At 40.2% G+C, this 22,298-nt stretch carries 14 protein-coding genes; all 14 read left to right on the forward strand.

Annotation, left to right across the window (positions count from 1 at the left end; genetic code table 11):
- Positions 1 to 21: 21 nt before the first annotated feature.
- Positions 22 to 774, forward strand: coding sequence for an alpha/beta hydrolase (locus Q0081_RS22145; protein WP_298358688.1), 753 nt, complete (start codon positions 22 to 24; stop codon positions 772 to 774).
- 10 nt (positions 775 to 784) lie between these two features.
- The gene (locus Q0081_RS22150; protein ID WP_298358691.1) at positions 785 to 2,299 is read left to right on the forward strand and encodes an arylsulfatase; all 1,515 of its coding nucleotides are present in this window, start codon (positions 785 to 787) and stop codon (positions 2,297 to 2,299) included.
- Positions 2,300 to 2,307: 8 nt separating this feature from the next.
- The gene (locus Q0081_RS22155; protein ID WP_298358695.1) at positions 2,308 to 3,786 is read left to right on the forward strand and encodes a sulfatase; all 1,479 of its coding nucleotides are present in this window, start codon (positions 2,308 to 2,310) and stop codon (positions 3,784 to 3,786) included.
- Positions 3,787 to 3,845: 59 nt separating this feature from the next.
- Positions 3,846 to 4,700: a LamG domain-containing protein gene (locus Q0081_RS22160; RefSeq protein WP_298358697.1), complete on the forward strand. Its 855-nt coding sequence runs from the start codon at positions 3,846 to 3,848 to the stop codon at positions 4,698 to 4,700.
- A gap of 250 nt (positions 4,701 to 4,950) precedes the next feature.
- Positions 4,951 to 7,620 (forward strand): DUF6797 domain-containing protein, encoded by a 2,670-nt coding sequence (locus tag Q0081_RS22165; RefSeq protein WP_298358700.1) that lies wholly within the window; start codon positions 4,951 to 4,953, stop codon positions 7,618 to 7,620.
- 106 nt (positions 7,621 to 7,726) lie between these two features.
- Positions 7,727 to 9,112, forward strand: a complete 1,386-nt coding sequence (locus Q0081_RS22170) for a sulfatase-like hydrolase/transferase (protein WP_298358703.1) — start codon at positions 7,727 to 7,729, stop codon at positions 9,110 to 9,112.
- A 49-nt stretch (positions 9,113 to 9,161) separates the two neighbouring features.
- Entirely contained in the window at positions 9,162 to 10,547 is a 1,386-nt protein-coding gene (locus Q0081_RS22175) for a sulfatase (protein WP_298358706.1), read from the forward strand.
- Between the two features lies 1 nt (position 10,548).
- Positions 10,549 to 12,147 carry a sulfatase gene (locus Q0081_RS22180; RefSeq protein WP_298358708.1) on the forward strand — a complete coding sequence of 533 codons (1,599 nt, stop codon included), beginning with the start codon at positions 10,549 to 10,551 and terminating at the stop codon, positions 12,145 to 12,147.
- Between the two features lie 5 nt (positions 12,148 to 12,152).
- Entirely contained in the window at positions 12,153 to 13,517 is a 1,365-nt protein-coding gene (locus Q0081_RS22185) for a sulfatase (protein WP_298358711.1), read from the forward strand.
- 157 nt (positions 13,518 to 13,674) lie between these two features.
- Positions 13,675 to 15,276, forward strand: a complete 1,602-nt coding sequence (locus tag Q0081_RS22190; protein ID WP_298358713.1) for a hypothetical protein — start codon at positions 13,675 to 13,677, stop codon at positions 15,274 to 15,276.
- A gap of 9 nt (positions 15,277 to 15,285) precedes the next feature.
- On the forward strand, positions 15,286 to 16,794 hold the full coding sequence (locus Q0081_RS22195) for an alpha/beta hydrolase-fold protein (protein ID WP_298358716.1): 1,509 nt from the start codon (positions 15,286 to 15,288) through the stop codon (positions 16,792 to 16,794).
- 6 nt (positions 16,795 to 16,800) lie between these two features.
- Positions 16,801 to 18,819, forward strand: coding sequence for an NPCBM/NEW2 domain-containing protein (locus Q0081_RS22200; RefSeq protein ID WP_298358719.1), 2,019 nt, complete (start codon positions 16,801 to 16,803; stop codon positions 18,817 to 18,819).
- 223 nt (positions 18,820 to 19,042) lie between these two features.
- Positions 19,043 to 19,999, forward strand: a complete 957-nt coding sequence (locus Q0081_RS22205) for a family 43 glycosylhydrolase (RefSeq protein WP_298358722.1) — start codon at positions 19,043 to 19,045, stop codon at positions 19,997 to 19,999.
- A gap of 25 nt (positions 20,000 to 20,024) precedes the next feature.
- On the forward strand, positions 20,025 to 22,286 hold the full coding sequence (locus Q0081_RS22210; protein WP_409034089.1) for a c-type cytochrome: 2,262 nt from the start codon (positions 20,025 to 20,027) through the stop codon (positions 22,284 to 22,286).
- Positions 22,287 to 22,298 lie beyond the last annotated feature (12 nt).

The following is a 22,298-nucleotide window of genomic DNA, read 5'->3' on the forward strand; positions in this document are numbered from 1 at the left end:
TTTTCACAAGAAAAGAGCAATATGGTAGAGTTGATGTATAAGCAGGTGGATACCTTAAAGTTAGGCTTAAAAGTCTATTATCCAACATCTTTACAGAAAGAACAAACTTATCCAACCATCGTTTTCTTTTTTGGGGGCGGCTGGAATGGGGGTTCTACAAAACAATTTGAAACCCATGCCTTGCACTATGCTGCAAAGAATTTTATTACGGTTTTGGTAGATTATCGGGTAAAAACAAGACACAACACCACGCCATTTGAAAGTTTAAAAGATGCGAAATCAGCAATTCGATATTTGAGAAAAAATGCCACAAAATTGGGTATTGATGCCAATCGAATCGTCGGGTCGGGCGGTTCTGCGGGTGGGCATTTGGCGGCAGCCTGTTTTACTAATGAATCTATTAATGAAGCTAATGACGATTTGACAATAAGTGCAAAGCCGAATGCCTTAGTCTTGTTCAATCCTGTCATTGACAACGGAATAGGCGGTTATGGCTTTGAGCGAATTGGAGATAGATACATGGAGTTTTCGCCTATACACAACATCCAAAAAGGTTTTCCACCTACCATTTTCTTTTTGGGAACAAACGACAACCTGATTCCAGTGGAAACGGCTCAGAAATTCACGAATAAAATTGAGGAAGTCGGAAGTCGCTGCGACCTTTATTTGTTTACAAATCAAGTACATGGTTTTTTTAATAAAGAACCCTTTCTGTCAGAAACGATTTTGAAAACCGACGTTTTTCTTCAATCAATAGCCTATTTGAAGCCTTAATCCAATTGATATGAAAAAACTTATCCTGATTTTTTCTCTTTTTTCAACTTTAACTTTTGCTCAAAAAATCGCAAAACCCAACATCGTTTATATTCTTTCTGACGATTTAGGCATTGGTGATGTTTCTTGTTATAATTCAGATAGCAAAATACAAACGCCCAATATTGACAAATTAGCCAGTAGAGGAGTAATTTTTACTGACGCTCACAGCAGTTCATCCGTATGCACACCTACTCGTTATGGTATTCTGACGGGTCGTTACAATTGGCGTACGAAACTGAAAAGTGGGGTTCTATTTGGATACGATATATCTTTGTTAGACCCAAAAAGACAGACAGTTGCTTCATTTTTACAAACCCAGGGCTATTATACTGGTGTGGTAGGCAAATGGCATTTGGGTTGGGACTGGGCAAATATTAATGCGGGCAAAGAAAAGGTGGACTTCTCAAAACCAATTCAAAACGGGCCAAACACTTTTGGCTTTGACTATTCCCATTGCATCATTGGGTCGTTAGATATGAACCCTTATGCGTATGTAGAAAACGGAATTTGCACCACTATACCCGTAGATACCTGTGCAGCCGAAAAAGGTGTGCAATTTTATCGGGCAGGAATGGTGGCACCTGATTTTAAACACGAGGAAGTATTGCCCACTTTTACTCAAAAGGCAATCAGTTTTATCAACCAAAAGGCCAACAAAGCCAAGCCTTTCTTTTTATATTTTCCACTTCCTGCACCTCATACTCCTGTTTTGCCAACGGGCGACTTTAAAGGTAAAAGTCAACTTTCGCCCTATGGAGACTTCGTTTTGATGGTAGATGATGTGGTAAAGCAAGTGGTTATGGCTCTCAAAACCCAAGGAGTTTATGAAAATACCCTCATCGTATTTACTTCAGACAACGGTTTTTCGCCCGCGGGAGATTTAAAAGCACAGTTGGACAAAGGCCATAATCCTTTTATGCAACTCAGAGGAACTAAGGCCGATATTTTTGAGGGAGGGCATCGAGTGCCTTTCATTGTGGCGTGGGATAAAGAAATAAAAAAGGCTAAAACGAGTACTCAATTGATGTGTTCAACCGACTTCTTTGGAACAATTGCAGCACTTTTTAATCAAAAATTATCTGATAATACCGCCGAAGACAGTTTTAGTTTTTTGCATGAAATTCAGCCCCAAAGAACTACTAAACTAAAGCGTGAAGCCATTGTTCATCATTCAATAGATGGATTTTTTGCGATTCGAAAGGGTGATTGGAAGCTAATTATGTGCTCACATTCGGGCGGATGGAGTAATCCCAAGCCAGATAGTGAGGAAGCAAAAAAGCTGCCTCCTATTCAATTGTATAACCTTACAACAGACATTGGCGAAACGCAAAATGTGCATGACAAACATCCTGAGATGGTCAAAGAACTTACCGACTTATTGACCCAATACGTAAAAAATGGACGAAGTACCCTTGGGGCATCCCAACCCAATGACGGCAATCCTTATTGGAAACAATTGACATGGATACCAGAAGCTAAATAGAAAAAGCGATGATAAAATCACTCATTTCAAGTGTCGTTTTGCTACTTTGTTTTTCAAGTTTCAATCACGATGCTCAGCAACAATCACCCAAAAAGCCCAATATCCTTTTTGTTATTGCTGATGACCAATCGTGGGTACATACCAGTATTGCTGGTGATAAGGTCGTAAAAACCCCAGCTTTTGATAGAATTGCCAAAGAAGGCGTACTTTTTACGAATTCTTTTACGGCATCTCCATCTTGCACACCTTCTCGTTCGGCTGTTTTGAGTGGGCAAGCTATTTGGAGAGTCAAAGAGGCAGGGCTTCTCTATGGCTCTATTCCACCCGACCTTAAACTGTATCCCCAACTATTGAATGAAGCAGGGTATCATGTGGGCTACACAGGCAAGGGATGGGGCCCAGGCAAACCCAACTACCAAGGATTTAAAGGAAGTCCTACGGGCAAAGAATACAACTCAAAAATCACTGATAATGTGCCAAAGGGCATTTTTAAAAATGACTACACGGCCAATTTTGAAGCGTTTTTGACGGATAAAGCCAAAGACAAACCATTTTGTTTTTGGTTTGGCTGCTTTGAGCCACACCGTATTTACGATGAAGGCATTGGCTTGCGAAATGGAAAAAAATTGGAAGATGTGCAAGTTCCATCTTTTTTGCCCGACACCAAGGAAGTAAGAACAGACCTGCTGGATTACTATTACGAAATAGAATGGTTTGACGCCCATCTGGCAAGAATGTTAAAAAAATTAGAAGAAATAGGAGAGCTGGACAATACGCTCATTGTCGTAACGGCTGACAACGGTATGGCGTTTCCCCGTGCCAAAACTACCTTGTACGATTGGGGAGTAAGAATGCCTTTGGCCGTCATGTGGGCTAACAAAATAAAAGGTGGACGAGTGATTAATGACATGGTGAGTCATACCGATTTTGCGCCTACTTTTTTGGAAGCGGCTGGAGTACCAATCCCAAATGAGATGACTGGAAAGAGTCTTTTACCCATTTTATTATCACAAAAACAGGGTGCGGTTGACCCTAAACGTAACCGCGCTTTTACAGCCATTGAACGCCATACGCTTTGCCGTCCCGACAATGGTACGTATCCCTCCAGAGCCATTCGTACCAAAGATTATCTCTATATCCTCAATTTTGAACCCGACCGCTTTCCTACGGGTGGACCCGATTTTGTATCGTCCAACAATACCTACCACGGCGATGTGGATGCAGGAATTACCAAAGAATTTATGGTGATGGAGGCCAATCAGAAAAAATACCCAAAAGAGTACCAACTAAGTTTTGGCAAACGCCCCAAAGAAGAATTGTACAGAATAGCCTCTGATAAAAACCAAACCAACAATCTGGCTAACGATAAGTCTTATGCTAAAATTAAAAATGAATTAGCGGATGCTTTGACAAAATATTTACTGGAAACGGGCGACCCTAGGGTTAGAGGGGAAGACCCTTGGCAAAAATATGCCTACCTGAAATAAGTATGTAAACCTATAGTTTTAAATCTCAATGACAATGAAGCAATAAAAATCCGTTGAATATGAATAAGTTACTTGTATTATTTCTGTTCTTAACAAGCCACTTTTTGTTTGCTCAAAAATCAATAAACATTGAGAAAATAAAAGCGATGAAGGGTTTTGTGGCACTATGGGATTTTAAAGAACCCGAAGGCCAAGACCGAAGAGCCGTTGGTAAAGGCGATTTTCCTTTGAAAGAAACCAATGGCAGCATTCAACGCATTAACGAGGGGCCTTTGTCGGGTTATTCTGCGTTGTTTGGCGGTAGTAGTTTTTTGTCATTACCCAATGTCCAAACGGGGGCATTGAACATTTATGGCCCCAATCAAGGGGTTACGGTGGTGGCTTGGGCAAAATGGACGGGCGAACAAACGGGTTTTGTGGGCGGAATGTGGAACGAGTACCAAGACGGTGGCAAACGCCAATACGGACTGTTTGTGTCGTTGCCGCACTACAACGGCAAAAACCAAGTCTGTGGACACATCTCGCATACGGGAAAGCCTACGCCACCCTTTCCATATTCAAGTGATTATTCGGCAAGTAAACAGCAAGTACCTGCCAATGAGTGGGTTTGTGTGGCATTTACCTACGATGGTAAAAATATTAAATCGTATCTGAACGGTGTTTTTGAGAAACGTGAACCCGAACTTATCAACAATACCAAAGGCTTTGATGGCTATCCAGAGGGCTTGGTTCAATCCAAAAATCCCTACTATTTTCCCTACGGCATGGGCAACAACGGCTCTGATTTCACCGTTGGGGCGGTGCTTTTGAAAAGAGGAATGGGTAATTTTTTCAAAGGACAAATAGGCGGGTTAGCTGTATTTGACAGAGCGCTCACCGAAAAACAGATTAAAATGTTTAGTTTGAAAGATTGATTGCATGTTACTATTTTTTTTAATAACAAATAAACAAATCCTTGCGCGTGAGGAATGGCTGTCCAGCGTGGTGCGCGTGGGATTGCGCGTAGAAGCTTTGGACAGGCTGCCCTTTTCTTTGGTTCGTTTCTTTTGGGCAATCGGAACGCCGAAGCGTCAAAAGAAATGAACGGGCTTACCAAATTAAATTTGGCAAGTTGGCTAATCCGAAGCAAAAATTTTTCAAACATATTCTTAAATCCCCATAACGATGAAAAAGAGTCATTTCTACCTTTTGTTTGGACTTGTATTGATGCTTGTCAATTGCAAAACGAGCACCAACATCGTTTATAATCTTTCCTCAAAAGACCTTCCTCCGACCGAGAAGGGCTTAGACCATGTGGGTTTCATTAAAGATTTTGACAATAAAGCATTGACCCGTGGCGAAAGAGTCTATAATGCCACATGCATAAGTTGTCATGGAAATGAAGAAAACGAAGGTTCGATTCCGATGTCCTTAAAGTTTTGGTCAGAACCTTTCAAAGCGGGTGGTGATGCCTATTCCATGTACCAAACGGTTACCAGAGGCTATGGTTCTATGCCACCGCAAGTGGCACTTAGTCCTCAAGAAAAATACGATGTCATTCACTACATTCAGCAGGAATTTGTTTCAAAAAACAAAACTGTAACCCTTCCAAAAGTAACCCCCGACTATCTTTCATCTCTGCCAAAAGGCAAATCCAGAGGCCCAGCCGTTAAACCTTACCAACCTTGGGCCGATATGGATTATGGGAATTTCCTGATGAATACTTATGAATTGGCCGATGAAAAAACAGGCATTCCACGCTATCATTCCCCAAGCCCGTCGCCTTTTCGGGATGAAGATTACTCAAAAAACAATTTTGCCTACAAAGGCATTGCGGTACGTTTGGACAAAGGTACAGGCGGGGTGTCAAAAGGAAAATCTTGGATGGTTTTTGACCATGACCTCATGCGAGTAGCGGGAGCATACACGGGCGAAGGTTTTATAGATTGGAACGCCATTTTGTTAAACGACAAGCACGAAACCTACCCCCGCACCATCGGAAAGCTACATTTTGAAACACCCGTAGGCCCTGGCTGGGCCAATCCCACTACTGGGAAATTTGACGACCCCCGTTTTGTAGCTCGTGACGGGCGTGCTTTTGGTCCATTGCCTAAATCTTGGGCAAATTATAAAGGACTTTATCATTTCGAAGACCAAGTTATCATTTCTTATACCGTAGGCGAATCTGCCGTTTTAGAAAAATTTGGGTTTATTAGCCCTTCCGTTTTTACCCGAACACTCAATATTTCGCCATCCAATTCCATTTTGAAAATGCGGGTAGTCAATTCCTCTGCCAAAGTGAGTGTAGTGGGAAATGGGGCTACATTGGTAGAAGAAAACGGGCAGATTTTTGTGAATATCAATGCCAAAGAAGAAATAAAAATCACTTTGGCAATTAGTGAAAAAGGGGTTAATTTTTCTGAAAAAGAGCTACCTACCCCCGAATCGTTGACAAAATACACCTTGGGTAAAGGTCGTGCCCATTATCCCGAAATAATAAAAACATTCGTAACAAATGGCAAAGAAGATGGCCCCTTTGCGGTGGACCAATTGACCCCGCCTTTTGAGAATCCTTGGGCTTGTCGAATGAAACTAAGTGGTATTGATTTTTTTAAAGATGCCAATGTAGCCGCTGCCTGTGCTACTGACGGGGATATTTGGCTGATAAAAGGGCTACTCAACCCTGATGGTGTATTGACTTGGCAGCGAATTGGCTCGGGGCTTTTCCAGCCTTTGGGGATTAAGGTAGTAGAAGAAAAAATATATGTTACTTGTCGAGATCAGCTCGTTTTGCTACGAGATTTGAACGGCGATATGGAAACCGACTTTTATGAAAGCTTTAATCATGACCACCAAGTGACAGACCATTTTCATGAGTTTGCGATGGGACTTCAAACCGACAAAGAAGGCAATTTTTACTATGCTAAAAGCGGCAGACACGCTCGTGAAGCCCTTATTCCGCAACATGGTACGCTGCTAAAAGTGAGTGCCGATGGCTCAAAAACTGATATTATAGCCACGGGTTTTAGAGCAGCCAATGGGGTTTGTATCAATCCCGACGGCAGTTTTATTGTAACCGACCAACAGGGTTATTGGAATCCAATGAACCGAATCAACTGGGTGAAAGGCGTAGGGAAGTTTTATGGCAATATGTGGGGCTACAATCCACCCAAAGACTCTTCAAGGGCGGCTATGGAACAGCCTTTGGTGTGGGTAGATATGAAATATGACCGTTCGCCTTCGGAAATGGTTTGGGTAGAAAGCCAAAAATGGGGTGCCTTAAATGGCGGCCTTTTGAGCCTTTCCTATGGCTATGGTAAAATTCAATATGTTTTGAATGAAACCGTAAACGGACAAGAACAAGGAGCAGTGATTGATTTACCTGGAGTTAAGTTTCTGACGGGGGTGATGCGGGGCAGGTTTAATCCAACCGATGGTCAACTCTACGCCTGTGGGATGTCGGCTTGGGGAACCAATCAAATGATGCGTGGTGGTGGATTGTATAGGGTAAGGTACACAGGCAAAACCATTCCAATTCCTGTCAAAATGAAGGTGCGTGAAAAAAGTGTAGTGCTTGATTTTGATAGCCCAATAGACCAAAATACGGCATCTGATTTGTCCAATTTTGAAGTAAAAACTTGGCAATTGTTGCGAAGTAAAAAATACGGTTCAGACCGCTTAAGCCAGAAAATATTGAAAGTGACTAAATCGCAGGCCGAGGGTAAAAGCCTGAAATTAAGTATTGAAAACTTAGAAAAAGTCGATGTAATCACGATTGACTACAAAATCAAGAATCTCAAAGGTGAGTCACTGAGTGGCTCGATACAAGGCACAATTCATCAATTAGGTAAATAGTTTGGCATCAAAAATAGTCGTCGAATTTTTGATTGAATCATGCCCGAAAGGTCTATTAATTAATGAGAGAGTATGAGGTTTTTTATTTTTTTAATTTAAGCAAAAAATGGTAAGGTTAATTTTAGTAATATATCTACTTTTTGGAGTTAGCAGTTTAAAGGTTCCTTCAAAAAGGCAATTAGAAAATCGTCCAAATTTTATTTTGATTTTGACGGACGATTTGGGTTGGTCGTGCTTTTCATCAAAAATGGATGATCGTGTAAATGATTCAAAAAGCGATTATTATGAAACGCCAAAAATAGATTTATTTATTAAAAAAAGTATGAGGTTTTCAAAAGGTTATGCACCTGACCCCATCTGTTCGCCTACACGCAGAAGTATTCAATTTGGGCGAACTTCTATTAAAATGGGTGATGATGATGATTTTCCTCAAAAATATACCACGGCTTTACACACTATTCCCCAAGTATTAAAATCAATAGATAATAGATACAAAGCCGCCCATTTTGGTAAATGGGATTTGCGTGCAAAAATTACCCCCGAACAATTGGGCTATGATGTAAGCGATGGCGATACTGGAAATGTAAATGGAAATATTGGTCAAGGAAAAGAAGAAAAATGGGAAAGACATTTTTTTTCTGAAAATCCTAAACAAATGGACAGCTTAAATGCTCGAGCCATAAAATTTATGAAGGATCAAGTGAATTCTAAAAACCCTTTTTATTTGCAGGTCTCACATTATGCCACTCATGTAGATTTTGTGACACGACAAAACAGCTATGATAAATTCAAAGCCAAGCCCGTGGGCAAAAAGCATGACAATCCAGCTTGGGCAGGAATGCTTTATGATTTAGATACCAAGATTGGAGAGTTGGAAAGAATGGTGGAAAACTTGGGTATAGCAGATAACACCTATATTGTTTTGATGGCAGATAATGGTGCAGTTGAATTTATTCCGCCTGTTAGTAATAAACTGGACTTACCCGCATCTTTTAGTAAACAAATGAGAAACTTCCCGCTTCGAGGAGGCAAATGGACATTGTATGAAGGGGGAATTCGAGTGCCTTTTATTGTGAAAGGACCGGGTATTCAAAAAAACACCCTGTCGGATGTGCCAGTGGCTGGATGGGATTTAATGCCCACTTTTAGCGAATTGGCTGGTGGTAATAAATCAATAGAAAATTTAGATGGAGGAAGTTTTGCAAATGTTTTAAAAAACAAAGGAAAAGGGGAAGTAGAGCGAGCCAATAAGGCATTTTTCTTTCATAGGTTTGCGAAAGCCTATCCTCATTCGGCGGTGATTATGGGTGATTACAAATTGATAAAATTTTGGAAAACAAATAAAATAGAGATGTATAATATTTCCAAAGATTTGGGGGAGCTTAATGACATTTCGAAGGTAGAAAAAACCAAGTTAAAAGAATTGGAAAGCACATTGATGAGTTACATTGCTAAACACAATCCCGATTTGATAGGCAAATTTTCCAAATAATTTTTAGCTTTTTAATTTGAAATAATTACCTTCAATTGAGTCATTAAATATGAAAAAATATTCGGCAATCCTGATTTTGGCAATTTTATCACTAACGGCATTTCAGATAGATGTAAAGCAAGAAATCGAGTCCAAAAAGATGAATGTTTTATTTATCCCCGTGGATGACCTAAATCATTGGATTGGTTATTTTGGGCGAAATAATCAGGTAAAAACACCCAATATGGATAGACTTTCGGCAATGGGTATGAGCTTTACAAATGCCTATTGTGCTGCACCAGTTTGTTGCCCTTCCCGTGCCGCATTGATGTCTGGCCTACGCCCAAGTACCTCGGGGGTGTATGATAATGACGACGATTGGCGTAAAGCAATTCCGAAAGAAATAACATTACCCACTTTTTTCAAAAACAACGGATATGCTGTTTTAGGAGGTGGTAAAATCTATCATGTGGAGTATGACCGTGAAGAAGAATATGATTATTATTTCCATAGTCCAACCAATAATCCAAATAAAAATATTACAAAAAAAGGAAATTTTGGTGGCGTAAAATGGGCTCAATTAGATGCAGAAGATGATGTTTTGGCCGATTTTCATGTGGCAAAATGGGCAGCTTCAGAATTGTTGAAAAAACATGACAAACCCCTCTTTTTGGCAGCTGGGCTTTTTAAACCTCACTTGCCCTGGCACGTTCCAAAAAAATATTTTGATTTATACCCCATAGACAAAATTGTTTTGCCGCCTTACAAAGAAGACGATTTGGAAGATTTGCCAGAAGAAGGAAAAAAAATGTCGAAAAACACCCATGCTCAAATTCAATCTGAAACCCAATGGCGTGAAGCGATTCAAGCATACCAAGCTACTATTTCTTATGCCGATGCCCAATTAGGAATTATACTGGACGCTTACGAAAAAAGCTCAGAAAAAGAAAATACGATGATTGTTTTGTGGGGCGACCATGGTTGGCATTTAGGTGAGAAACACCATTGGCGGAAATTCGCCCTGTGGGAAGAAGCCACCCGTTCGCCATTGATTTGGGTAGTGCCAAATCATACAAATCCTGGCTCTAAATGCAGTAGAACCGTCGACTTTATGAGCATTTACCCCACTTTGGCTGACCTTAATGGACTCAAAACGCCTACACATGTGGAAGGTAAAAGCATCAAAAAACTATTGGCCAATCCCAATGCCGAATGGAATATTCCAGCATTGACTACCTATAAAGAAGGAAACCATGCGGTGCGTTCGGAAAACTATCGATACATCAGATATGCGAAAGGCGGGGAAGAATTTTACGATGAAAAGAATGACCCTTATGAATGGGTAAATATTATTAATGACAAAAACATTCTTACTCAAAAAAAAGAATTATCTAAAATGATACCTAAAACGGAGAAAAAAGGAATTGGAAATAATGGTAATAAAGTCGAAGAATAATATGGAAGACCTGACACTTTTCAAAAAAATTGGATTGGTTTTGGCCTTTTTATTGGTGGTTTTATCATCATTTCAGAATCAAAATGATGCAAAGCCGCTGACAAAACGCCAGCCAAATATCCTTTTTGCCATTGCCGATGACCAATCGTTCCCTCATGCTTCGGCATATGGTCAATCCACTTTTCAAACACCTATTTTTGATAGTATTGCGGCACGAGGCATACTTTTTAATAACGCTTTTGTGGCAGCACCTCAATGCAGCCCATCAAGAGCGGCTATTCTAACTGGTAAACAAATTTGGCAATTGGAAGAAGCAGGTACGCATAGCAGTTTTTTTCCTAAAAAATTTCCTGTTTTTACAGATGCACTTGAAACTGCAGGCTATACATTAGGCTTTACTGGCAAACCTTGGGGACCAGGTAATTTTACAGATTCGGGCTGGAAAAGAAATCCAGTTGGCTCAGAATATAATTCTCAAAAGTTTGAAAAAGTACCAACAAGTGGCATTAGTAAAACAGATTATGCGGCCAATTTTAATGATTTTCTAAAAGACAAACCCAAGGATAAGCCTTTCTTCTTTTGGTATGGTGGGCAAGAACCACATCGAGAATATGAAGAAGGATCGGGAAGGGTAGCGGGTTTGTCTGAAAAAGACCTAAAAGTACCAACTTTTTTGCCAAATACAGATTTAGTGAAAAACGATTTGCTTGATTATGCCTTAGAAATAAAGTGGTTTGATACCCAATTAGGTAAAATGTTGCAAATCTTAAAAGAGGCAGGTGAATTAGAAAATACCATTATTGTGGTTACTGCCGATAACGGTATGGCGTTCCCTTATGCCAAAGCCAATTTACAAGAATATGGAACACATGTTCCATTGGCCATCGCTGGGCCGATGATTACAGGCAAAAACAGAAAAGTAGATGACCTCATTAGTCTGATTGATTTAGCCCCTACTTTTTTGGATGTAGCTGGCATCAAGCATTTTGAAGGCATTTCTGGTAAGACTTTAATGCCCATTTTTAAAAGTCCGAAGTCTGGCTATATTGATGCTTCTCGAAAATACGTGTTTTCAGGTAGAGAAAGACATACCCATGCTCGCCCCGACAATTTGGGGTATCCAGCCCGAGCAATTCGTTCAAAAGAATACCTTTATATCAAAAATTTAAAGCCTGAGCGGTGGCCACTTGGTGACCCTGCCCCAGAGATATCAACATCTACTAATGGTGTTAAGGGTATGAAACCCATTTTGGAAGGTTACGAAGATATTGACGATTCGCCAACCAAAACATTTATGATTAAAGAAAAAGCTACTTATGCTTCACTATTTAAAATTGGCTTTGAAAAACGGGATTCCGAGCAATTATATGACATCAAAAAAGACCCATTTTGCCTCAATGACCTTTCAAATTCCGAGAAAATGAAGCCTATTTTGCAGAAATTGAGCAGAGAGTTGGAGCAAAAACTAAATGAACAAAACGACCCAAGAATGACGGCTGATGGTGATATTTTTGACTCTTATCCACGTTTCGGGGCAATGCGGCCCTTTGACGGATTCAAAAAACAAGGAAAATACAACCCAAAGTATATGAAGAAATAGTAATTATGAAGAATATGAACTTTGAAAAAATATCAACTTTAAAACTGAGCATTTTTTTAGTAGGCTTATGTCTGGGCTATACACCCATTAAAGCTCAAATTAAACCCAATGTAATTATCATTTATTCCGATGACCAAGGGGCAATCGACCTCAATTGTTATGGTTCAAAGGATTTAGAAACGCCCAATATTGACCGTTTGGCAAAAAATGGGACGATGTTTACGCAGTTTTATGCTTCGCCTGTTTGTTCGCCTTCAAGGGCTTCATTACTTACAGGGCTAAATCCTCAAAGGGCAGGATTGCCCAACAATGCCTCAGAGGCAAATAAAGCCGATGGATTGCCAGCCGATCGATTTACGATGGCCGAACTTTTTAAAAGTGCAGGGTACAAAACCGCTCATATTGGCAAATGGCACTTGGGATATACCCCCGAAATGAGTCCGAATGCCCAAGGGTTTGATCATTCATTTGGATATTTAGCTGGGTGCATTGATAACTATTCACACTTTTTTTATTGGAATGGCCCTAATAAGCACGACTTATATAGAAATGGAAAGGAGGTACATTATTCTGGACAATTTTTTCCTGATTTGATGGTGAAAGAGGCGGGTCAATTTATGAAACAAACAAATAAAAGTCCGTTTTTTATGTATTTTGCTATAAACCTACCCCATTATCCCTACCAAGGCGACCCCAAATGGCTGGACTATTATCAGAAAAAAGGGCTCGCTTATCCGAGAGATTTGTACGCAGCTTTTATGTCCACCTTAGATGATAAAGTAGGTCAATTACTCAAACAGGTTTCGGACCTTGGACTAACCGAAAATACCATTATCATTTTTCAATCAGACAATGGCTATTCTACCGAAGAACGAGCTCATTTTGGTGGGGGCAATGCTGGTATTTATAGGGGTGCAAAAGCCTGTCTTTTTGAAGGTGGAATTCGTGTACCATCAATTATTAGTTGGCCCGGCAAAATCCCGAAAGGACAAGTTAGAAATCAAATGGCCATCAATACCGACTGGTTTCCAACTTTGGCAGAATATTGCGATATCGAAATTCAACAAAAAGATTTAGATGGAAAAAGTTTGGTTTCGGTTATCAAGGACTCAAATGCAGCTTCTCAGCATGAAGAAGGCTATTGTTGGGCATTCAGAAAGTCGTGGGTGGCTCGAAAAGGCAAATGGAAGTTACATGCAAATCCTGAAGACACCAGTAAAAAAGGGTCATTGACAGAGGCGGATGCCTTTTTTTTAGTGGATTTAGTAGCAGATCCAGGCGAAACCAAAAATCTGGCGGCAGCTCATCCTGAACTCGTAAAGGATTTAAAACAACAATACCAAATTTGGGAACAAAAAAACAAGAAATAGCACATTGAATAATCTAAAAAACATGATCCTTTTCGTGGACGTAATCACGATTGATTTCAAAATCAAGAATGTAAAAGGTGAGCTGCTGAGTAGCTCCATTCAAGACACAATTCATCAACTTGGTAAATAGAATAATTTTAAAAAGAATCAGCCGTAAATGAGAGTTATCCTTTTGACTTACTTAACTATTTCATTGTTTTCGATACAAAGCAATGGTCAGTCAATGGTGCAAATACCGCACCAACGAACAATTGCGTGGAAGACAAACGCTGATTTGGCAATTCAGGTTTATCAATCGTTTGCGAGCAAAAAAATCAATTTTGACAAATTGAGCGAACGAGGTAATACACCCAGAATTTTACTCGCAAAATTGCTTTTGAAACAAGACATCGAGGACGTAAATAAGGCAATCCAACAAATGAAAGTTCGGGGCGTTACGGGTTCGCATTGGGCATTGAATCCCAAAGGCGATTATGATTTTACGCTCATGCCCTTGACCACCATTCTGTTTTTGTTCGATAATCAACCTGATTTGCTTTACCCCAAAACAAAAGAACATTTGATAAACACATTGCTCACCGAAGAAGGTGGTAAATACCGACGGGCCACGCCACGTACATTAGGTTTAGTGGCCGATACCGAAAATCATATTTTAATGACCGAAGGCTCTCGTTATCTAAAAAATCGTTGGAAGATGCTTCATGGCAATTCGTCGCCCACCTATGATAACGTCTCAAATGGTATGGAAGTTAAGATTTTGGCTTATTTAAACCGCATGAAAACCAATGGTTTGTATGAATATAATTCCATTCCTTACATTGGCTACACCATAGCAGCTTTGTTAAATTTAGAAGCTTTTGCTTCTGAAAAAGTGAGCACCGAAGCCCGCAATGTATTGGATTACATGAATTGGACTTATGCCTTGGGGTCTTACAAATTAAGGCATTATCCACCCATGCGTAGGCGGTACGAAAAAGCTAAAATTCAAGAGTTAACCACTGACTATCAGTCTGTTTTCGTAAAAGCTTGGTTGAGTTATGCCCCCATTGAGCCATTTAATACCGATATTTCAAACGCAGAAGTACACGCCTTAGTGGGTTCGTGCATGCCTTATCGGCCTGCTGATAAAGTGGTAGAAGTAATTTTTAACAAAGGCGAAGGCTATTTCGTAAAATTAGGCCACGGCAAAAAATCTTGTCCTGAAATATTCACGGCGGGCAAGCACTTTTTGCTTTCGGCAGGTGGAGCCAATCAAGGCAAAAACTCATTGGTGGTAGCACGCCCAACTACACTTTTTCTGAATGACATGGCCGATCAACTGCCTAAAACTTTTCATTTGACAGGAAAAGGCAATGATTTTATGAAATGGAACAATACAGGCGTTTATAAAAACTTTGCTTGTGCTTCGGGCAAAGTCTTTGTGCCAGAAGGGTTTAAGCCCGTTTTGGAAAGAAAAAATTGGGCGATTTATGAAGGAAATAGCAATGTCAAAATCGCAGTTTATGCTACCGAAAATGTAGGTTTGATGTTGGTGTTTGAAGACAAGAAAGCCGAAGATTTATTGGCAAATCTTGAAAAATCCAATCCGAGTGATGAGCAATTAAAAACCCAATTTCAATTCCCTGATGGCCAAATCATCACTTACGATGTCAATGCCCCTCAAAACAAATGGGTCATAAAATCTATTGATGGCAAATCAATAGAAAGAGATTTTAGTAAATGGGAATTGATAAACAACGAATCCAATGTTTTAAAGTAAACGAATAGCATGAAAAGAGCAAATTTCATTTCCCTGTTTTTTATTTTGTTAAGCCATTTGTTGCACGCCCAAGATGTAATTTCTTGGAAAGTCAGCATTGCAGTGGCTCCAGAAATGAGACAATCTTTTATCGAAGGTGGGAGATTAATTTTTCATGTAACCAAACAGCATGAACGAGAACCACGCCTTCGTTCAGAAATCACTTTTGGCGTAACTCCTCAACATTGGGAGGCTAATTTGCCATTTGTTTTAGATTCAAAAGATAAAAATGGTTTAACTATTGGCTTGGATAAACTAAAACCGAATGCTTCGGATAAGTACTATTTTCAGGTTGTTTACAAGCAAAATATAGACGATGGACAGGAAAACGTGTCGGGCAATTTGTACAGTAACATTGATTCGGTGTCGTTTTCAACACAAATTCAGCTTAGCCTGACCCTCAACAAAATCATTCCCGAAGCCACAGTTATTAAGCATGAATTTGTCAAGTTGGTAGAAATCAAAAGTAAATATCTATCTGAATTCTCGAGTAAGCCTCGCTATTTGAAAGCAGCCATTTTGTTACCATCAAGTTATTTTGAAAATCCTAATAAAACGTATCCGATTTGTTACCGAGCGGCGGGTTTGAATGGGCGTTACACTGCCATCAATGGTTTGGTCAATAACAAAGATTTTACAGATTGGTGGTTTACCAAAACAGCACCTCAAATCATCTATGTCTTTCTTGATTCACAAGGTCCTTACGGCGATACCTATCAAGTCGATTCAGAGAATAATGGCCCTTGTGGCAAAGCATTGACCGAAGAATTGATTCCCGAAATTGAAAAGCAAGTTCGCTACAAGGCAGATTCAAAAATGCGTTTTCTGACTGGCAATTCTACTGGTGGATGGGTGTCGTTGGGTTTACAAATTTTGTATCCCGATTTCTTTGATGGTACGTGGTCGTATAGCCCCGATCCCGTTGATTTTGAGCATTATGGATTGATAAATATTTACGAAGATGAGTCCATTTTTTATAATCGCTACGGCTATTTACAACCTGGCCGAAGAACAATTTACGGTGAACCAACTTTTTCAATGAAGGATTGGATTGCGGGAGAAAATCTCAACAGTCGGACGGGCAACTACTTGGTTTCGGGCGGGCAATTTGGTGCATATAATGCAGTTTTTGGGCCAAAAGGCAGTGATGGTCTACCTTCCTTAATGTTCGATCCGATTTCTGGAAAAATCGACCATAACATTGCCAAACAGTGGGAAAAGTATGATTTGAAGAAGGTTTTAGAAAAAAACTGGTCAACGCTTGGTCCTAAATTGCAAGGGAAAATATGGATTTGGATGGGCGATATGGATGGACTTTACTCGAATGTAGCAACACGTTTTTTACAAAAATTCATGGATAAAACCGAAAACCCAAAATCAGATGCTAAGATTTCGTTTACGGCAATGGCAGGGCATGGACAAGAGTGGAGCGATAAGGCAGTTTTGACTTTGATTGCCGAAAAAGTAGATAAAAAATAAGATTTAATGAAAAATTTAATAAAAAAAATAGCCTCGTTGTTAATTATCTGCCTGTGTTTTAGTTCTGGCATTTTTGCCCAAAATACTAAGACAATTTGGTTAGATGATTTACCAATTAAGTCATTTTCTGAGGGAATTCCTTCGGTTTCGGCCAAAACAAATGCAGGTGGTGATTCTATTCGGATGAATGGAAAACTTTTTAAACATGGTATAGGTGTAAGTTCAACCAGCGTTTTGTCATTCTTTTTAGATGGACACGCCACCAAATTTACAGCAATAGTTGGCGTGGATGATAAAGGCGTGAAAGATTTACCTCTCAAATTTTATGTAATTGGTGATAGAAAAGTTTTGTTTGAGAGTGGTGAAATGAATTTAGGTGATGAACCAAAAACCGTCAAAGTTAATTTGACAGGAATTAAACGTTTAGGGCTTTTGGTAACTATCGAAGAAAAAGGATTTAATAGGTCTTATTCCAATTGGGCAAATGCAAAGTTTGAAATGAAAGATGATTTTATTCCTAAAAATACGCCTAATGTTGATGAAAAATATATTCTAACGCCTCAACCTGACAAAAAACCTAAAATCAATTCACCAAAACTTTTCGGGGCAAGACCCAATAGCCCTTTTCTTTATTCGATTGCTGCCACTGGCGAACGCCCAATGAGTTTTTTGGCAAAAAACTTACCACAAGGTCTTTCAATTGATTCAAAAACTGGACTAATTACTGGAAAAGTAGCTAAAAAAGGTACTTACTTAAGTACTTTAACGGCTAAAAATGCCTTTGGTGAAGCTACAAAAGAACTAAAAATTATCATCGGCGATACCATTGCACTTACTCCCCCAATAGGGTGGAATGGGTGGAATTCTTGGGCAAGAAACATTGACCGAGAAAAAGTAATAGCCTCAGCCGATGCCATGGTAAAAATGGGACTCAACCAACATGGTTGGACTTACATCAACATTGACGATGCTTGGCAAGGACAACGTGGTGGGGCTTTTAATGCCATTCAACCAAACGAAAAATTTCCGAATTTCAAAGAAATGGCCGACTATATTCATAGTTTGGGTTTGAAACTTGGGGTTTATTCTACACCAATGATAACAAGTTATGCAGGATACATTGGTGGTACATCAGATTTTGCCGATGGAAAAATCACTGATTCCATTAAGAATAATAAGCGAGCATTTCGCTATGTCGGAAAATACCGTTTTGAAGAAAACGATGCCAAACAAATGGCTGCATGGGGCGTCGATTATTTAAAATACGATTGGAGAATTGAAGTGCCATCTGCCGAAAGGATGTCGTCAGCTCTAAAAAATTCGGGACGAGATATTGTTTACAGTATTTCAAATTCTGCCCCTTTTGCAAATGTGATAGATTGGGTACGATTAACAAATACTTACCGCACAGGCCCCGATATTCGTGATTCTTGGCTCAGTCTTTATGTTTCGGCTTTTACACTTGACAAATGGAGTCCTTACGGTGGGCATGGGCATTGGCTCGACCCCGACATGATGATTTTAGGAAATGTTACCACTGGCTCTGAACTTCATCCAACCCGACTTACGCCCGACGAGCAGTATAGCCACGTAAGTCTATTTAGCTTACTATCAGCACCATTGCTAATTGGCTGCCCGATTGAGCAATTAGATGCTTTTACCTTGAATTTGCTTACAAATGATGAAGTTATTGAAATTAATCAGGACCCTTTAGGGAAATCGGCCCGATTGGTTTGGGAGAATGATGGTATCCAAATTTGGTTAAAGTCCCTGGAAGACGGTTCGTATGCGGTGGGACTTTTCAACGTGGGAGATTTTGGAAAAACACCCGAATCGTATTTCCGCTGGGGTGATGAAGCCGCTAAATCGTTTACGTTTGATTTTGCCAAAGTAGGCTTGAAAGGAAACTATAGGTTGCGGGATGTCTGGCGTCAAAAAGATTTAGGCAGTTTTAAAGAGGTTTTTAAAACAAATATTCGGCATCATGGAGTTATATTACTGCGAATGTTTCCTTCAAAGAATTGATAGCTGTTTATTAGTGTACTTGAAGTCCTTTTAACCACTAAGAACACTAAGGGTCCACAAAGAACAAAAGAAAAAATCTTCATGCACTTTGCGTAAAACTCTTTGTGTTCTTTGTGGTTTTTGTAAACAATATCAAACAGAGCAGAGCCAATTATATTTCCTCTTTTGGGGCATTTTTATGAGAAACGAAATTCGACTGAATAAAAAAACAGTACTAAACATTTTGCTTTTCTTTCTATTTATAGGGAAGGGAGAAATGCTGTTTGCTCAAAACCCCGAAATGTATTACGGAGATTTGGACGTTCCTGCAAGACCCTATGCCAAAGATCCTTACGTGATTTTTTTTCAGGGAACGTATTGGATGTATTATTCGGTGCCAAGCGAGGACCGCAAAGAATGGTATATTGGCATTGCTAACAGTAGGGATTTGGTACACTGGAATAAAAAAGGGGATATCAAAGGTCAAAAAGGAACTGTGGAAGAAAAAGGCATTTGTGCGCCGGGAGCATTGGTAAAAGACGGTGTTTTGCACCTTTTTTATCAAACCTACGGGAACGGTAAATTGGATGCTATTTGCCACGCTTTTTCTACCAATGGTATTAATTTTGAAAGAGATGTCACCAACCCCATTTTTAGACCAAAAATAAGCGATTGGAGTTGCGGCAGGGCGATTGATGCAGAAGTGATTGCTTACAAAAACAACTATTTTTTGTATTACGCCACAAGAGACCCGGAATACAAAATTCAGCAACAAGGCGTAGCTGTAGCACCGATTACTGCTAATTTTGACCGCAACAGCTGGACTGAATTACCCAATATGCCCATGCTGAAACCTGAATTGACTTGGGAGAAAAAATGCATAGAAGCCGCATCTTGCATTCAAAAAGGGAAGTATTTGTACATGTTCTATGCAGGAGCTTATAACAATGAACCTCAGCAAATAGGAGTTGCCAGAAGCCAAGACGGGATTCATTGGAAACGGTTATCTAAAGAGCCTTTCCTGAAAAACGGCGAGGTCGGAGCATGGAATGAAAGTGAAAGCGGGCACCCCAACATTTTTAAAGCCCAAGACGGTCGATATTATCTGTTTTTTCAAGGCAATAATGACAAAGGAAAAACGTGGTATTTGTCTAAAGTTGAAATCGGTTGGAATAAAAAAGGACCTTATTTGAAAAAATAAAACCAGTAGCATATAACAAATGAAAATGTCCAAATTCACCATTAAAAATCTTAACTATAAGATTGTATTTCTCTCCATCTTAGGGCTTTCCGCCTTCATGGTAAGTTTTAGAAACCTCACTTTTGAACAACCCAAATTTTCTCTTGAAAACTATAAAGTGGAAGAAGGGTTTGAACTAAAGCTAATCGCTTCCGAGTCGTTGTTGAAAGCTCCCGTCAGTATGGATTTTGATAACAAAGGCCGTATGTGGGTGGTGGAAATGATTGGGTACATGCCCAATCTCGAAGGCATCGGTGAGGAGATACCAAACGGCAGGATCAGTATTTTGGAAGACGTAAACAAAGACGGCGTCATTGACCGTTCCAAAGTCTTTTTGAATAAACTCGTTTTGCCGCGCGGACTGGCTCACGTCTACGGCGGATTGTTGTACGTGGATGGTCCCAAACTGTGGTTTGTAGAAATAAACAACGACAAGCCCGGCAAAAAAACACTGGTCGACCCGGTCTACGCCGAAGGCGGCAACGTAGAGCATTCTTCCAACGGATTGATGATGAACATTGACAACTGGATTTACAATGCCAATTACAATTTCAGGTATCAGTTAAAAAATGGGAAATGGGTAAAAGAACCCACCTCAAACCGGGGTCAGTGGGGGATAACGAAAGACAATTTTGGACGACTGTACTACAACAACAACAGCACCCAGTTACAGGGCGACTTTGTGTTGCCCAATAAAGTGATTCGGAACCGTTATTTTAAGCCTACCATCGCTGAAAATCAACGATTGACCAACAATAAGGTATTTCCAATTCACCAAACCTCGGTCAATCGGGGGTATCAAAAAGGAGTTTTGGACGAAAAAGGAATGCTGGTGGATGTGACCGCAGCTTGCGGTCCTTTGGTGTATCGGGGAGGGGCTTTTCCAGAAACGTACAATCAGAATGCGTTTGTCTGTGTTCCGGAAGCCAATTTGATCAAACGAAACATTCTCACCTTTAAAAGCACTCAAACTGCTGCTAACCAGGCCGTTGAAAAGACAGAGTTTATCGCCTCTACCGATGAAGGTTTCCGTCCGGTCAATCTGTTTAACGGACCCGATGGGGCCATGTATATTGTTGATATGCACCGGGGCATTATTCAACACAAGGCGTATATTTCGCAGTACCTTGCCGAACAGTTGGCCGCTAAAAAACTGGATACGTTACAGAATGCGGGGCGAATTTTGAAAGTAACCCACAAAGAAACCAAACTCAATCCCGTACCTGATTTATCAAAAGCCTCTGCTGCTCAATTGGTGACGTTGCTCAGTAATCCAAATGGCTGGTTACGAGACCGTTCGCAGCAATTGTTGATTCAAAAGAAAGACCCTTCGGTGGTTAAAAACTTAATGGATTTAACCAAAGTAGCCAATGATTTTTCAACGTCCATTCATGCTTTGTACGTATTGGATGGGATAAATGCGCTGACCTTTGACGTTCTGAGCGATGTGGTAAAACAGTCAAAACAGCCCGAAACCATTGCCCATGCATTAGGACTGTTGGAGCGTTTTGCAACCACGCAGCAGGTGGCGAAAATGAAAGAGAACAGCACCCAATTGTTAGCTCAAAACAATGAGACTATCGACCTTTATTTGTCAATATCCCTTGCTCCCTGGCTCAAATTGTCTGAAGCGATATTCCTGCCCATTCTCTCAGAAATAGAAAAAAAATACGCTGACCGACGCATCTTTCAGGAGGCCATTGTCAGCAGTCTGGAAGGAAAGGAGGAAAACTATCTTGCTACTCAGAATCCCAATTCGATTCTTAAAAGCAATTTGACATTGGCCGTCAATAATCACCAAAAGAAAGAACTAAATCCCATTTTTGTCAAGGAAACGAATGTGGTGGACAACAGAACAAAAGGCTTGCAACTGTTCAGAAGCATTTGTGCTACCTGTCACGGGGCCGACGGTAAAGGCATTCAGGACTTGGCGCCGCCGCTTAAAGAATCCGAATACATTGACGGTTCGATGAAGCGTTTGGCCGCCATCATTCTGCACGGCGTCAGCGGGCCGATTCATGTCAATGGGAAACTGTACAAATTAAACAACGAAATGCCGGCGCTTATCAATAACAAGTCCATCAGCGATCAGGACATTGCGGACATTATTCGATTCACCCAGAATGCCTTTGCGAAAGTAGGAAAAGGTATCTCTACTGATGATGTTAAAAAAATGAGAGAGAGAAAACCCGCAGGAAACGGTATTTTGACCGAAAAACAATTGATGGAAGATGATTTCGAAAAGTGATTACCTACAAAA

The sequence above is a fragment of the Runella sp. genome, from assembly GCF_027484545.1.
Taxonomy (GTDB): domain Bacteria; phylum Bacteroidota; class Bacteroidia; order Cytophagales; family Spirosomataceae; genus Runella.

Bases quoted from the DNA above. Each gene is read 5' to 3' on its own strand.
- Q0081_RS22200 (WP_298358719.1), top strand. From the start codon at position 16,801: ATGAAAAATTTAATAAAAAAAATAGCCTCGTTGTTAATTATCTGCCTG.
- Q0081_RS22175 (WP_298358706.1), top strand. From the start codon at position 9,162: ATGAAAAAATATTCGGCAATCCTGATTTTGGCAATTTTATCACTAACG.
- Q0081_RS22155 (WP_298358695.1), top strand. From the start codon at position 2,308: ATGATAAAATCACTCATTTCAAGTGTCGTTTTGCTACTTTGTTTTTCA.
- Q0081_RS22150 (WP_298358691.1), top strand. From the start codon at position 785: ATGAAAAAACTTATCCTGATTTTTTCTCTTTTTTCAACTTTAACTTTT.
- Q0081_RS22180 (WP_298358708.1), top strand. From the start codon at position 10,549: ATGGAAGACCTGACACTTTTCAAAAAAATTGGATTGGTTTTGGCCTTT.
- Q0081_RS22195 (WP_298358716.1), top strand. From the start codon at position 15,286: ATGAAAAGAGCAAATTTCATTTCCCTGTTTTTTATTTTGTTAAGCCAT.
- Q0081_RS22210 (WP_409034089.1), top strand. From the start codon at position 20,025: ATGTCCAAATTCACCATTAAAAATCTTAACTATAAGATTGTATTTCTC.
- Q0081_RS22160 (WP_298358697.1), top strand. From the start codon at position 3,846: ATGAATAAGTTACTTGTATTATTTCTGTTCTTAACAAGCCACTTTTTG.
- Q0081_RS22185 (WP_298358711.1), top strand. From the start codon at position 12,153: ATGAAGAATATGAACTTTGAAAAAATATCAACTTTAAAACTGAGCATT.
- Q0081_RS22165 (WP_298358700.1), top strand. From the start codon at position 4,951: ATGAAAAAGAGTCATTTCTACCTTTTGTTTGGACTTGTATTGATGCTT.
- Q0081_RS22190 (WP_298358713.1), top strand. From the start codon at position 13,675: ATGAGAGTTATCCTTTTGACTTACTTAACTATTTCATTGTTTTCGATA.
- Q0081_RS22145 (WP_298358688.1), top strand. From the start codon at position 22: ATGGTAGAGTTGATGTATAAGCAGGTGGATACCTTAAAGTTAGGCTTA.
- Q0081_RS22170 (WP_298358703.1), top strand. From the start codon at position 7,727: ATGGTAAGGTTAATTTTAGTAATATATCTACTTTTTGGAGTTAGCAGT.